The following is a 13,792-nucleotide window of genomic DNA, read 5'->3' on the forward strand; positions in this document are numbered from 1 at the left end:
GCGAATCACTCATGAGTCACCTAATCTCCTCTACCACAATGCTTCAAGTAGCCAGAAAAAATGGATATGGCATTACTGCATTTAACGTGCATACGTTAGAAATGCTGCAAGCTGTTGTTGAAGCAGCCGAAGAACTAAATGCACCACTCATTCTCCAAACAACTGTTGGTACTGTGAAACACTTAGGACCCGAATATATCGTAGCGGCCGCTCAAACAGCTGCTAAAAAATCGAATGTACCTATTGCTTTACACTTAGATCACTGCACAGATTACGATCTTCTTGTAAAATGTATTCGTGAAGGTTACACTTCCGTTATGATCGATGCGTCGATGTTTCCATTTGAAGAAAACGTTGCACGCACAATAGAAGTTGTTAAAGTTGCAAAAGCAGCGGGTGTAAATGTCGAAGCTGAACTTGGTAAAGTAGGCGGGGTTGAAGACGACATCATAGTGGATGAAGCTGATGCTAATCTCGCGATTCCAGAAGAGTGCGCACGGTTTGTTGAATTGACAGGTGTTCCAACTTTAGCACCTGCAATCGGCACGGCACACGGTATTTACAAAGGTGAGCCAAATATTGCGTTTGATCGCATTGCAGAAATTGCTCGTATTGTAGATCTTCCACTCGTTCTTCATGGCGGTTCAGGTATACCCTCTGAGCAAGTAAGACGCTGTGTAGCACTTGGCATGTCCAAGATGAACGTCGCCACGGAACTTCGCATTGCATTCTCCAATGCGATCAAAGATGTATTCACGGCGAATTCAGATGAAAACGATCCTCGTAAATACATGGTACCAGCGAAACAGGCTGTTAAAGCACTTGCCATGGAAAAAATGCAGTTAGTAGGCTGCGCAGAACGTGCTGCACAATTAAAGTTCTAATTAATTCAGCAGGAGGGGATTTAGCATGATAACAACGCTAACCTTGAATGCAGCTGTGGATAAGACTTATGTCGTACCCGGATTTTATAAATCTGGGTTATTCCGCGTAAACGAAATGGTCGCCGATCCTGGCGGTAAAGGCGTTAACGTGGCAAGAGTCGTCACACTGCTCGGAGGACAAGCTGTTGCGACCGGATTTGTAGCGGGTTCACAAGGCGCTTTTATTCAAAAGGGACTTACGAAGCAAGGAGTTTCACACGACTTTCTAGAGGTTGAGAATGGAGAATCTCGTCTATGTACAACGATAATAGATCCAGAGAGCGAGGAACATCAAACCGAGCTTTTGGAATTAGGACCTACGATTACAGAGGCTGATCTTACAAATCTCAAAGAAAAAATGGCTGATCTCGCACAACGTTCATCTGTTGTGGTGATGTCAGGATCACTGCCACTAGGCTGTCCAACGGATATTTATGCTGATCTAATCAAGATCGTTCAGCAAAATGGTGCTAAAGCCATTCTCGATGCTTCAGGCGATGCACTTGTTGCAGGTGTTAAAGCCAAACCCTACTTAATTAAACCGAATGAACATGAAATCGCCCGATTATTAGGACAAAATCATGCTTCAAATGATGAACTCGCAGTGGCCATACAAAAACTTATGGAACAAGGCATTACATGTGTCATCGTATCGCTAGGTGAACGCGGTGCATTCGCTGGATGGGAGGGTACCCTTTATCGAGTATCAGTACCAGTCATTGACGCAATTAATCCTGTCGGTAGCGGCGACTCCATGGTCGCAGGTATGGTGACAATAATCGAGCGCGGTGGTACAGCACAAGATGCTTTACGCTTGGGTGCAGCTTGCGGCGCAGCTAACGCTTTGAACTTACGTGCAGGCATCGTTGATCCAACAATCGTTGAGCAGCTCAAAGAGCAGGTGCAAGTCGAGTTGTATAATCACTTGCTATAAGAATGGATAAAGACAAGAGCCTCCTTAAGCTGCAGCATCCAGCTTAGAAAGGCTCTTCTTTTCCAAAAGATCAGTTAGATTGATAACTTATGGCCTGCATCCCCATCTGCTCCCAGGCACGGAGGAATGCATCCTTCTCCACATGATCAGTCACACCCAGAGGATCATTGATATAAACAAACTTCTCATCATAGCCCACGACTAAGACAGAGTGTTCTTTGATTGTAGCCTTGACGGGACCTTCTGCTGACTCCCAAGTTTGGAAATCTGCTTCGTCTATCACATCAAAAGTATCATTCGTAATCACCCACACTGGTGATCCTATGCGAAGGTAATCCTCGATTTTCTCCCAAATCGAACCCGTTAGATCGACGATTCGATCAGGTAAGTATTGCTCAGCCAGCTCTCTAATCGGGCCGTGATAAACACCATAGCCTGCGGTTTCCCCTGTGATCGAACCAACAAACCCCATATTCGGATCGCCCCAATTAAGAATACCATCATTTTCTGTACGTAATGTTGGGTCCTTCTTCACTTGTGTGGCAAGGGTCATCTTATCCACATCCACGCCAGCTGAGTCCAGAAGCATTGTAAGTGCCGTAACTTCACAACCATTATACAGCTCGGGGTTTTGCAAAATAAGCGGTACAGGAATCCGCACAGAAGCTTGATGCATGATAGGTTTATCCTGCTGGTCTTCTGTGTGTGTGATTTCAACTGGCTCCACCTGATTGTCCATCTCGAGAGCGGTATCTGGCAATGATGTCGGCATGGCTACCTTTTCTTCAGTCGGATTTATCGAAGATGCCAGTACAACGACCCCAATAGTTATCGCGAAAATTACAACTTGCCGCCATCTTTTCACCATCTTACTTCACCTCAACAGCTCCACAGAGCACTCGGCAACGACCCGGTGTCTCCACACGGAAAGATTCCACATTCCCCTGATCTGCTACTGTCACATACACTGTGCAGCCATCTTCACCACCAAAAGTAAGATTGGTGCAATTCGTACCCTGAAGCTGAATCTCTTGCACGATTTCCCCTTGTGGGGATAGCTTTACCACTGTTCCTTTACCAAATCGTGTGGAATACAAATAACCTTCCGCATCACAACGCATGCCATCAAGTCCAAAATCATCAAAGGAAATGAGCAATCTTTTATTACTAATTTGACCGTCTTCACTTAAATCATAAGCCCAAATATTGCGCTGTACAGACTCATTCACATACAATGTTTTCTCATCCGGACTCACTTCAATCCCATTAGTCGTCCCCATGTCACCTTCGAGCAAATCAACCTGACCATCTGGAGTAATACGCCAGATTTGACCTGTAGAATTGCTCCAATTTGGATCCGAAGCGAACACGATGCCATTTGCCGCAATTGCGATATCATTGGGCTGATTCATATTTGATTCATGCGCATGTACAAATATTTCACGCGTAATTGGATTTATTTTCAATATATTATGATTGGTGTAATCGGCTACTAACATCTCTCCTGCTTGATTAAAACGAATGCCATTACCGATGCTGCCGCTTGGAAGTTCAACGAAAACTGAGCTAGTCCCATCAGGAGTGACCATACCAATTGTACCCTCATGATCATAATTGACTGCATATAAATTCCCCTTCGCATCACAAGCAGGTCCTTCAATGCCGCCGGTAAACCCATGGGCTTCAGTAAACACTTCACTACGATATAATTGCTTGTCCATCTCTTTCACTCCTATATATGAAGTAAGATCTTGATCTACTTTATTTGCTTCTCTTTAAACCCCTAATTTCCTGCAATTTGTAATAAAAAAGACTAGGTGCAAGCACCTAGTCTTTTGGGTCATCCAACTGTTCTCTTGTAACCTTTTCATCCCATAACATGTCCATATCGAGATGAGTGGAGTCTTTTCGCACAAACCGGAATAGTCCGTATATCACTGTACCTGCAAGCGCGGCAAAAATGAATAATGAAATCGTTAAATATACCGCATCTTTCATCTCGATCACCTCCTATAACCATCTATTGTGATTATATGAAGGCAATTTTGACATATGCTAAGGTTTACTTGCTGCTTGAAGCTGATGCTGCTCTTGCTTCTTCAATAATGGCGTAAGCTCGCTTCACTTCTTCTTCCGTCGGTGATGGTACTCCCTCAAGCGGATATTCCTTACCAAGCATTTCCCATTTGTACACGCCCATCTGATGGTATGGCAAGATCTCGAACTTCTCTACTGACTTTAGAGAGCCCAGCATTTCACCTAATGCACGCAAATCTTCCTCACCATCTGTAATGCCTGGTACCAATACGTGACGAATCCACATCTTTACACCATTGTCAGATAGCCATCTCGCGGTGTTCAGAATTTGATCATTCGGTTGAGAAGTTAATTCAATGTGCTTTTCTCGATCAATGATTTTGAAATCAAGCAGCACTAGATCTGTCACATCATACATGGCTTTATTCTTCTCTGCATCACTAAAACCAGATGAATCAATTGTTGTATGCAAGTTCCAGCGTCTTTTCACTTCTGCAAATAGCTCCGTTACAAATGGAGCTTGCAGAGTAGGCTCGCCACCGGATACAGTTAAGCCGCCGCCTGAACTACGATAGTAGGGAAGGTAGGGCTCAATTTCCTTCACCATTTCTTCAACGGTCACTTTTCGACCTTCATCCGTCGCCCAAGTATCTGGATTGTGGCAAAACTTACATCTCAACGCACAACCTTGTAAAAAGATAATAAAGCGAATACCGGGTCCATCCACGGTACCGAATGTTTCAATTGAATGAATGCGTCCTTCCATGATGTGATCTCTCCTTCAAGGCAAGTACAGACGAGGGGGTACAACCCACCTCGTCTGTACATAACCTACTATTAATAGTATGACTTAAAACTTAGATGGAACCGTGGAATGTACGGTTGATAACATCCAATTGTTGTTCTTTTGTCAGTTTGATGAAGTTTACCGCATAACCTGATACACGGATTGTAAGTTGCGGATAGTTCTCTGGGTGTTCCATTGCATCAAGCAACTGTTCACGATCAAATACGTTGACATTCAAGTGATGACCGCCAGTTGTCATGTAACCATCAAGCATGGAAACCATGTTCACTTTACGAGCTTCAAGATCTTTACCTAATGCTTTCGGTACGATCGAGAATGTATTGGAAATGCCATCAAGAGAATGCTCATATGGAAGTTTCGCAACAGAGTTCAAGGATGCAAGAGCACCTTTCTTATCACGACCATGCATGGGGTTAGCACCTGGTGCGAATGGCTCACCTGCTTTACGTCCATCTGGTGTATTACCTGTTTTCTTACCATATACAACGTTAGATGTAATTGTCAATACAGACATTGTAGGAATGGCATCCCGATATGTTTCATGTTTACGAAGCATATTCATGAATTTCTCTACCAAACCAACAGCAATTTCATCTACACGCTCATCATTGTTACCGTATTGAGGGTAGTCACCATCAATTTCAAAGTCAACAACGATACCGTTCTCGTTACGAATTGTACGAACGTTTGCGTATTTAATTGCACTCAAGGAATCCGCTGCAACAGACAATCCTGCGATACCACATGCCATTGTACGGATGATCTCACGGTCATGAAGTGCGAATTCAACACGTTCATAGCTGTATTTATCATGCATATAATGAATGACATTCAAGGTATTCATGTACAGATTAGCAAGCCATTCCAACATGTTGTCGTACTTCGCAACGACTTCATCATAGTTCAGAACATCGGAAGTAATTGGAGCGAATTGCGGACCTACTTGTGCACCAGACTTCTCATCCACACCACCATTGATTGCGTATAAGAGCGCTTTTGGCAAGTTTGCACGAGCACCGAAGAATTGCATTTGCTTACCAATACGCATTGCAGATACGCAGCAAGCAATACCGTAGTCATCTCCGTAGATTGGACGCATCAAATCGTCACTTTCATATTGAATGGAGCTAGTTTCAATCGATACTTTTGCACAATATTTTTTGAAGCCTTCTGGTAACTGTTCGGACCAAAGCACCGTTAAGTTCGGTTCTGGAGCAGGACCCAAGTTGTACAAAGTGTGCAAGAAACGGAAGGAGTTACGTGTTACGCGTGTCTTACCATCAAGTGCCATACCACCAATGGATTCTGTTACCCAAGTTGGATCTCCAGAGAATAACTCATTGTAATCTGGTGTGCGCAAGAATTTAACGATACGCAATTTCATTACAAAATGGTCTACCAATTCTTGTGCTTCAACTTCCGTCATTGTACCTTCAGCCAAGTCACGCTGTACATAAATATCTAAGAAGGAGGATACACGACCCAAGCTCATTGCTGCACCATTTTGCTCTTTAATTGCTGCCAAGTAACCGAAGTATACCCATTGGAACGCCTCTTTAGCAGTTTGAGCAGGAGTAGAGATATCATATCCGTGCGCTTTTGCCATTGCTTTTAATTCTTGAAGGGAACGAATTTGCTCAGAAAGTTCTTCACGTGAGCGAATAACTGCTTCTGTCATCACGTTTACTTCCAATAATTTAAGATCATTCTTTTTATCTGCAATTAGACGATCAATACCATAAAGGGCAACACGGCGATAGTCACCGATAATACGTCCACGACCGTAAGCATCTGGTAAACCAGTAATGACACCGGATTTACGAGCTGCTCTCATTTCACTCGTGTAAGCATCAAATACACCTTGGTTATGAGTCTTACGAATATTAGTAAACATATCGATTATGGATTGTGGCAATTCAAAGCCATACGCTTTACATCCATCAATCATCATTTTAATACCACCAAAAGGTTGCATCGAACGTTTGAACGGCTCATCTGTTTGTAAGCCTACAACTTGCTCTTTGCTTTGATCTAAGTATCCAGGGTTATGAGATACGATTGTAGAAGGTGTATTGACATCTACGTCAAGTACGCCACCATTTTCACGTTCCTTAACGGATAATTGCGATACAATATCCCACAAATCATTCGTGTTTTGAGTGGGTCCAACTAGGAAATTCTCATCACCATCATAAGGAGTAATATTGTGTTCAATAAAGTCGCGGACGTCGATTTGTTTTAACCATTTCCCTTTTTGAAATCCACGCCATCCATTAATTTCAGTTCCACCTAGTATGTTCTTCTCTTCTGTAGCCATTATAGCCACACCTCCTATAGTGTTGGTTTTCCTTCATACACATATTCTATCACGTTTGTGAAATAAATCACTATGAAGTTTGTCACAGACAAAAATATTGTTTATAATGAAAATGTTCCCGAAACGTCTTTGCGCCTACTTACACTTTTTTTGATAAGGGAGATATGATGTTGACAACAATCCGAAAGAAAAACCCTAACGCCAACACATCCACTTTTTCCGAAGCGAATTTGAAGTGTTTGACTGAGCATATGCAAGAGCTTAAGATTCCTGCTGGAAGCCATTTATTCTGGGAAGGTGAGCCTGCTGATAAATTGTATTTTGTGCAATCTGGCAGTGTTCGAATTACGAAATCCTCGGACGAAGGCAAGGAACTTATTCTTTATATGTATCAACCTGGTGATTTACTCGGCCAGATCCATCTTTTCCAAACTTCAACACATGGATTTAGCGGAAAAGTGGTAGAAGACACCGTTCTTGGTTTCATTAGCCAGAAGGATCTTGAAGCATTAATCGAGCAAAACAGTGAACTTTCCGTTGAGTTTATTAAATGGATGTCACTTAACCATCGAATTACAGAGACAAAACTGCGCGATCTCATCATGTATGGAAAGCCAGGCGCACTCTGTTCCACTTTAATTAGACTTTCCAACACTTTCGGGAAACCTGATGGCGATCACATTGAAATTTCGAAGAAATTAACACACACCGAATTATCGAACATGATTGGCGCTACTCGTGAAAGCGTGAACCGTTTGCTTAACGACCTTCGCAAGCAAGATATTATTGACTACAGCAACGACTTCATTTTGATTAAAAATATGGAGCGACTGAAGGAATTTTGTAAATGCGAGAACTGCGCAATTGAGATTTGCCGAATTTAATTTGAGCATGAATCAAGGAGAACCATCTCGTCATCTTTGCAGGACGATATGCGTTTCTCACGGTGATATAAATTCTGTATCACTGAGCAAAATCCTCATCTAACGATGAGGATTTTTGTTATAAATGCCCTCATAAATATACTACCATTTGTTTAATAGAATCCCAATAAAAAAAGTTTGTGATGTTTCTATCACATGTTATAATTATTGAGGTTTATACACATTTACAAAGTCTTCACAATATAACAAATTCTATTTTTCCGAGAAAGGAGAGCAGACGAAGATGCACAATTGGAAGTCATCTGCTCGATCAGCAGGTAAGTACATCTTATCTAAAATTCATATTCTATTATGGCCTATTCCACTTGTAATTATAATGGAATTTCTGAACCGAGACAGCGTCACGAAAGCTCTTGGTTTTGGCTACAAACATTCAAATGAATTTTTCTTGAACTATTTAATTATTACGGCTCTCTTCTTCCTGTTCATCGCCATCCTTGGTCGTACACAGCTTGCTTTCTGGGTCGTCTCTACCCCTATCTTTATTATTTCATTAATTTCAGGGGTCAAAAGGCAATTTCTTGGTATTCCGTTACTGCCTTGGGACGTATTTTTAACTTCCGAGACAGAAGATATTACGAAAGAATTGGGCGAGTTAATCCCCTGGAAAATGATAATTGGAATCCTTATCTTCGTGGTTATTGCAATTATTTTACTGAATAAAGTGAAGCTATTGCGCGGGAAATTCAAGTGGCAAGAGAAAGTGGTCCTTCTTGTACTCTCCGTGTTCATGATGTTTACGATTTATACAGATAAGCCTTTCAAAATTAAAGATGCCCTAAACATCAGCACGATTCCATGGGATCAAGCCGATAACTATTTACGCAATGGATTTGCTTTGACGACGATGATGAATATGGACTTAATCTTCGTTAAAAAGCCTGATGGTTATGATCAAGCAAACATTACGGCCATGGTAAATGATACCCCGCGCCGCAGCAACACAGGCAGCAAAGAAAAACCGAATGTGATCATTGTGCTAAGTGAATCGCTATTTGATGCGACAAAACTGCCGAATGTGACATTCTCTGAAGATCCAATGCCGAATCTGCGTTCCTTGCAAAAAAAGTACCCGCATGGTGAAATGCTTTCGCCGCAATTCGGTGGAGGCACAGCCAACGTAGAGTTTGAAGTATTGTCGAGCAACTCGATGCGCTTCTTACCACAAGGGTCATTGGCTTACATTCAGTATGTAAATCACCCTACTGATTCCATCGCAGGAATCCTTGGTAGACAAGGCTATTCAACTGCAGCGATTAATCCGTATCACAACTGGTTCTTTAACTCAAGAACGGTATATCATAACTTTGGATTCTCCAAATTTATTTCATCTGAGTTTTTCGAGCCAGAATACAAAGGAAATTATCTTTCCGATCACGCAGTAGCGAAGAAAATTATCGCTGAAGCAGATAAAACAGATGGCCCTGATATGATCTTTGCAAACACAATGGAAAACCACGCTCCTTATGAAGCGAATAAGTTTTCATCTAATCCAATTACAGTAACAGGCAACATGTCACCTGAGTCCAAATCGATGCTTGAGACCTATGCAACAGGTATGCGAGATGCGGATTCGATGCTGAAAGAAATTACGGACCATTTTGAGAAAAAAGGCGAACCGACAATTGTGTTATTTTTCGGCGATCACCTCCCTTCACTTGGTAACGATTATCAAGTGTATCGAGATGTGAAGTATTTACTTCCAAACGATCCAGATGTCACGAAAAAATTGTTCTCGACGCCGTTCATTATTTGGGACAATTACTTGCCTGAGCACCGTGAAGAGATGTATGTGTCTCCTTCATTCTTAACTCCATATATCTTGAACATGGCGAATTTGGAAGGCTCTTTCTACACGGACTATTTATATAATCTGATGCAGAAACACCCCGTCATCCCACCGAAAAATTTATATGAAGCAATGAATATCAAAGAAGAAGACATTAAAGGCTACGAAATGCTTCAATATGACGGCATGTTCGGTAATCAATTCAGTTATGGAGCGCTTCGGGATAAGATTCTAGCGAAGAACTTTATGCTTGGACTTGGTGAAATGGTCATTGAAGATTCAAGCGTTCAGCAAATTGGTGGTGTTCCAACACTCGTCATTTCGGGTAAGAATCTATCGCCAACTAGTGTGATTTATGCCAATGATACAGCACTTGAAACATCCTACTCGAACGGGAAACTCACAGCTCCATTTAGCAGTTTGGTTGGTAAAGATAAGATTAGTATCCAATTGCGTGTTACAGACTCTAAGAACATTGCAATTGCGGTGTCAAACAAGATGGACCTTGGTCCCTCGGCGATACCCGTATCTAAATAATATTTAGAAGAACTTCAAGACCTGAAGAAGCAGCATTTCTATAGCTGCCCTTCAGGCTTTTTATTTTCAAAAATATTCTCTTGTAGTGAGGACCATTTCCATTTATAATAATGACACGGATGTCATTTTCCAAAAATTAGGGGGATATTATATGGGAGATAGTCAAGCTTTACAGCGCGGCTTATGGCGCAATAAATCGTATCGCTATTTACTCGGTTCACAACTCGTATCAAATTTAGGGGACTGGCTTGACTTACTTGCTTTGTTCGCACTCCTTTCCTTTAAGTGGCAGATCACCTCCATGGAAATGGCCTATACGATGATTTGCTTTGGATTACCGATGGTTGTATTCGGCCCTATATCAGGCGTGTTAGCGGATCGATTTGAGCGTCGTACTCTAATGATTATTTCGGATGTATTGCGGATACCACTCGTACTTGCCTTTATTTTCGGCACCTCCGTCTGGCAAATTTATATCATTCTTCTTGTCAAAGGGGCTCTTGGCGCGTTATTTAATCCTGCGAAAAATGGAAAATTGAAAGAAATTGTCGCACCTGAACATATGGATAAAGCTATTACATACAGCACGATGATTGAACAATCAACCAAAATCATTGGCCCTATGCTTAGTGGCGTATTATTAAGTGGATTCGGAATCGCTGCTGCATTCTATGTAGATGCTGCCAGCTTCCTACTCTCTGCCTTACTGCTCATTCGGATTCCGATCCGTCAGGTTATTTCCTCTCCATCTGCACATGAAGCACGTAAATCCATGATAAAAGAACTGAAGTCCGGGTTTGCTTTTATGTCCAAGGTTCCCTTTATATTGTTTGGCACATTTCTCTTCTGCCTCGTTATTCTCGTCTTACAAATTGCAGATTCACAAATCACCATTTTACTTCGGGATATCCCTGGAATGTCGACTGAATTCCTCGGTATAACTATTGCTGCGAGTGGACTTGGGCTTTTAGGAACAGCCACCCTTCTAAGTCGGAAAAGTATCCAGTCTGTTCTCCCTATCATGTGCACGGGTATCATCGGACTTGGTGTTGTCTTTGCTGGAGCCGCATGGCTCGCCTTATTACAAAATGGATTCGAACTACTCATTCCACTCGCATTTTTGCTTGGCGGTGCAAGTGCAGGCTTAGTTTTCATCCCATTTAACTCCACGGTTCAGAAGCGAACACCTGTTGAGTATAGCGGACGCGTATTTGGTACAATCGGGAGTATGACCACGTTAATGAGTATTACAGGACCTGTGATTGGAGGCGTACTTGCTACTTTATACGGCGTGGTGTCCGCTTTTATTTGGTCCGGAAGCTTACTTGCCATTATAGGTATTCTCACGTTAATCTTAGGAAAATCCATAGATAGGAGTGCGACGACTAATGTCACCGAAAGTGCCTGACAACTATAAACAAAACAAACGAAATGACATCTTACAAGCAGCTGAACGGGTTTTTATTCGAAAAGGATTCACTCAAGTCACGATGAAGGATATCGTAGAGGAATCGAAATTAAGCCGTGGCGGTGTTTATTTATATTTTTCTTCTACGGATGAAATATTTAGGGAATTGTTAGATAAGAACGAAAAGCAGCGCAGCTTTAATTTGCTAAGTATCTATGACAAGGTGAGCAGTGGAAATGAAGCCATCATTCAATTACTTGACTACATGCATAATCATATCCAAGGAACACCAATAGGCTTGTATATCGCACGAATTGAATATTTTAACGCCTATTCCTTAGAACGAGAGTGTCATCCATTATTAACACATAGACATCAAACATTAATAAACCATTTCCAAGCTTTTTTTCAAGTTGGTATGGAGCGTGGTTATTTCTCGCCTACGGTTGACACGTTAGTCATCACACATTTTCTCCTATCTTGGAACGAAGGTATCACATTGAATTCCATTGTACTGCCCATTGAAAAGTTACATTGTGAAGAGCAGCTTAAGATACTCCATCATTACTTATGTTATGTGTTACAATTGCCACTGGGTTAAGGTGCAAGATTGACAATTTAGTTTCAAAAAAGTATACTTCTAAATAATTTGATAACTAAATGATTGTAACCTATCACTATGATTGAAGGTGGCTTCGTATGGCGAGCAAGGATATTTTGCAGCTTGAACATGCATTTCGAAAAATATTGAAATTAATTTCCACGCAGTGGAGTAAACACGTAGACAACACGATCAATCGTTCACAATTCCTCGTCTTGGAGCGACTTGCTGAAAGCCCACATAATATCTCGACGCTAGCAGAAGCACTTCATATCACATCCGGTGCAGTTACAGGCATATCGGATAAGCTTGTTGAAGAAGGATTAGCTAGCAGACGCCGAGCAGAAAATGATCGCCGTGTCGTGTATTTAGAAATTACCGATAAGGGACATGAAATTCTCGAAACGCTCAGCAAACAAAGAAAACAATTGTTCGAGAAATTCTTTTCCGGATTAACTGATACTGACATTGCTGCTTTAACCCGTATTTTCGAACAAATTATTGAAAATCAAGAGGATTACAATGCTGAATTAGAAGCATCACTTGATCCAAAAGCATAGAAAAACGAGCGAACCGCTAGGGGCTGCTCGTTTTTTTGTAGACTTATTTGAATCCCTTAATAAACTCCACCGCTTGGGCAATGTCTGCCTCTGCATTCTCACCAACTTCACGCTCAATTGTCAAGTATCCTTTGTAGCCAATCTCTTGTAATGCTGCAAAATAAGCTGGAAAGTCTACTTTACCTTGACCGAGCGGTACTTCTTTGAAAAATTCACCTGATGCAACCATCTTCGCAATTTTCTCATGATCCATGCCTTCGTAACCTAGGCTACCGTATACAGATCTTGGATCAACAGGCTGAATTTGCAGACCATCCTTCACATGTGTGTGAACGATATAATCTTTCAAAAGCTTCACGCCTGCGACTGGATCATCACCAGTAACCATGACCATATTCGCCGGGTCAAAGTTTACAGATACACCTTTGGTACTCAGTGAATCTAAGAAGCTTTTCAAATGCGATGCGCGCTCTGGACCAGTCTCCACTGCAAAATAGGCATTCATGCTATTCGCGTACACACCTAGCTCTTCACAAGCTTGCTGCATATTTGTGTATATTTCGCCCTGATTATCTTCAGGAACGATACCGATATGTGTCGTGACGACATTCGTTCCAAGTTCTACGGCAAGGTCAAGAATCCGTTTGGACTTCTCGATTTTCATCGGATTGACAGAATGATCTTGAAATCCATGACCACCAAGGTCCCCACATAAAGCAGCAATATCTAAACCTAGATCAGCAATATATTTCTTAAGCTCTGCACGATCTGTCGCAGATAAATTCGCTGGGTCCATTTCTCCTTGGACTGCATAAATTTGCACCCCATCTGCTCCGACTGATTTTGCACGTTGCAATCCAACACGCAGTGGAAGTCTGAAGCTATCTACAATAACACCAATTCGATTTGTTAATTGCATACCGTCTACACCTCC

At 41.8% G+C, this 13,792-nt stretch carries 13 protein-coding genes; 7 read left to right on the forward strand and 6 right to left on the reverse strand.

Going from position 1 to position 13,792, the window contains the following annotated elements:
• The first annotated feature begins 11 nt into the window (after nt 1–11).
• Nucleotides 12–884 carry a class II fructose-bisphosphate aldolase gene (locus tag ACSBOP_RS14575; RefSeq protein ID WP_442601256.1) on the forward strand — a complete coding sequence of 291 codons (873 nt, stop codon included), beginning with the start codon at nt 12–14 and terminating at the stop codon, nt 882–884.
• A 25-nt stretch (nt 885–909) separates the two neighbouring features.
• Nucleotides 910–1,857, forward strand: coding sequence for a 1-phosphofructokinase (gene pfkB, locus ACSBOP_RS14580; RefSeq protein ID WP_442601257.1), 948 nt, complete (start codon nt 910–912; stop codon nt 1,855–1,857).
• Between the two features lie 70 nt (nt 1,858–1,927).
• On the opposite strand, the gene ACSBOP_RS14585 is transcribed toward pfkB, so the two are convergent.
• The 5 genes from ACSBOP_RS14585 to pflB form a co-directional block, all read right to left on the reverse strand.
• Nucleotides 1,928–2,725: a C39 family peptidase gene (locus tag ACSBOP_RS14585; protein WP_442601258.1), complete on the reverse strand. Its 798-nt coding sequence runs from the start codon at nt 2,723–2,725 to the stop codon at nt 1,928–1,930.
• A gap of 1 nt (nt 2,726) precedes the next feature.
• Nucleotides 2,727–3,578 carry an SMP-30/gluconolactonase/LRE family protein gene (locus ACSBOP_RS14590; protein WP_442601259.1) on the reverse strand — a complete coding sequence of 284 codons (852 nt, stop codon included), beginning with the start codon at nt 3,576–3,578 and terminating at the stop codon, nt 2,727–2,729.
• Between the two features lie 106 nt (nt 3,579–3,684).
• Nucleotides 3,685–3,855, reverse strand: a complete 171-nt coding sequence (locus tag ACSBOP_RS14595) for a hypothetical protein (RefSeq protein WP_442601260.1) — start codon at nt 3,853–3,855, stop codon at nt 3,685–3,687.
• A 64-nt stretch (nt 3,856–3,919) separates the two neighbouring features.
• Complete coding sequence (gene pflA / locus ACSBOP_RS14600; protein WP_442604484.1) at nt 3,920–4,663, reverse strand: pyruvate formate-lyase-activating protein; 744 nt, start codon at nt 4,661–4,663, stop codon at nt 3,920–3,922.
• 88 nt (nt 4,664–4,751) lie between these two features.
• Nucleotides 4,752–7,019 carry a formate C-acetyltransferase gene (gene pflB / locus ACSBOP_RS14605; protein WP_442601261.1) on the reverse strand — a complete coding sequence of 756 codons (2,268 nt, stop codon included), beginning with the start codon at nt 7,017–7,019 and terminating at the stop codon, nt 4,752–4,754.
• 167 nt (nt 7,020–7,186) lie between these two features.
• Between pflB and ACSBOP_RS14610 the strand changes: the two genes are divergently transcribed.
• The 5 genes from ACSBOP_RS14610 (at nt 7,187) to ACSBOP_RS14630 (ending at nt 12,858) form a co-directional block, all read left to right on the forward strand.
• Nucleotides 7,187–7,903 (forward strand): Crp/Fnr family transcriptional regulator, encoded by a 717-nt coding sequence (locus tag ACSBOP_RS14610; RefSeq protein ID WP_442604485.1) that lies wholly within the window; start codon nt 7,187–7,189, stop codon nt 7,901–7,903.
• A gap of 283 nt (nt 7,904–8,186) precedes the next feature.
• Nucleotides 8,187–10,289: an LTA synthase family protein gene (locus tag ACSBOP_RS14615; RefSeq protein WP_442601262.1), complete on the forward strand. Its 2,103-nt coding sequence runs from the start codon at nt 8,187–8,189 to the stop codon at nt 10,287–10,289.
• Nucleotides 10,290–10,440: 151 nt separating this feature from the next.
• Nucleotides 10,441–11,697 carry an MFS transporter gene (locus ACSBOP_RS14620; RefSeq protein ID WP_442601263.1) on the forward strand — a complete coding sequence of 419 codons (1,257 nt, stop codon included), beginning with the start codon at nt 10,441–10,443 and terminating at the stop codon, nt 11,695–11,697.
• Nucleotides 11,678–12,298 carry a TetR/AcrR family transcriptional regulator gene (locus tag ACSBOP_RS14625; RefSeq protein ID WP_442601264.1) on the forward strand — a complete coding sequence of 207 codons (621 nt, stop codon included), beginning with the start codon at nt 11,678–11,680 and terminating at the stop codon, nt 12,296–12,298. Before ACSBOP_RS14620 ends, ACSBOP_RS14625 begins: the two co-directional genes overlap by 20 nt.
• Before the next feature lie 98 nt (nt 12,299–12,396).
• Nucleotides 12,397–12,858, forward strand: a complete 462-nt coding sequence (locus tag ACSBOP_RS14630; protein WP_442601265.1) for a MarR family winged helix-turn-helix transcriptional regulator — start codon at nt 12,397–12,399, stop codon at nt 12,856–12,858.
• Between the two features lie 43 nt (nt 12,859–12,901).
• Here ACSBOP_RS14630 and ACSBOP_RS14635 read toward each other — a convergent pair whose 3' ends face one another.
• Nucleotides 12,902–13,777, reverse strand: a complete 876-nt coding sequence (locus ACSBOP_RS14635; RefSeq protein WP_442601266.1) for a sugar phosphate isomerase/epimerase family protein — start codon at nt 13,775–13,777, stop codon at nt 12,902–12,904.
• Between the last annotated feature and the right edge of the window lie 15 nt (nt 13,778–13,792).

Origin of the sequence: Paenibacillus sp. KN14-4R (assembly GCF_052180255.1) — a bacterium.
In the GTDB taxonomy this organism is placed as follows: domain Bacteria; phylum Bacillota; class Bacilli; order Paenibacillales; family NBRC-103111; genus Paenibacillus_AM.

Excerpts from the sequence above, each read along its gene's own strand:
- pflB (WP_442601261.1), bottom strand. The coding sequence starts at position 7,019 with ATGGCTACAGAAGAGAAGAACATACTAGGTGGAACTGAAATTAATGGA.
- ACSBOP_RS14625 (WP_442601264.1), top strand. The coding sequence starts at position 11,678 with ATGTCACCGAAAGTGCCTGACAACTATAAACAAAACAAACGAAATGAC.
- ACSBOP_RS14575 (WP_442601256.1), top strand. The coding sequence starts at position 12 with ATGAGTCACCTAATCTCCTCTACCACAATGCTTCAAGTAGCCAGAAAA.
- ACSBOP_RS14585 (WP_442601258.1), bottom strand. The coding sequence starts at position 2,725 with ATGGTGAAAAGATGGCGGCAAGTTGTAATTTTCGCGATAACTATTGGG.
- ACSBOP_RS14610 (WP_442604485.1), top strand. The coding sequence starts at position 7,187 with ATGTTGACAACAATCCGAAAGAAAAACCCTAACGCCAACACATCCACT.
- ACSBOP_RS14635 (WP_442601266.1), bottom strand. The coding sequence starts at position 13,777 with ATGCAATTAACAAATCGAATTGGTGTTATTGTAGATAGCTTCAGACTT.
- ACSBOP_RS14630 (WP_442601265.1), top strand. The coding sequence starts at position 12,397 with ATGGCGAGCAAGGATATTTTGCAGCTTGAACATGCATTTCGAAAAATA.
- ACSBOP_RS14615 (WP_442601262.1), top strand. The coding sequence starts at position 8,187 with ATGCACAATTGGAAGTCATCTGCTCGATCAGCAGGTAAGTACATCTTA.
- ACSBOP_RS14620 (WP_442601263.1), top strand. The coding sequence starts at position 10,441 with ATGGGAGATAGTCAAGCTTTACAGCGCGGCTTATGGCGCAATAAATCG.
- ACSBOP_RS14595 (WP_442601260.1), bottom strand. The coding sequence starts at position 3,855 with ATGAAAGATGCGGTATATTTAACGATTTCATTATTCATTTTTGCCGCG.
- pfkB (WP_442601257.1), top strand. The coding sequence starts at position 910 with ATGATAACAACGCTAACCTTGAATGCAGCTGTGGATAAGACTTATGTC.
- ACSBOP_RS14590 (WP_442601259.1), bottom strand. The coding sequence starts at position 3,578 with ATGGACAAGCAATTATATCGTAGTGAAGTGTTTACTGAAGCCCATGGG.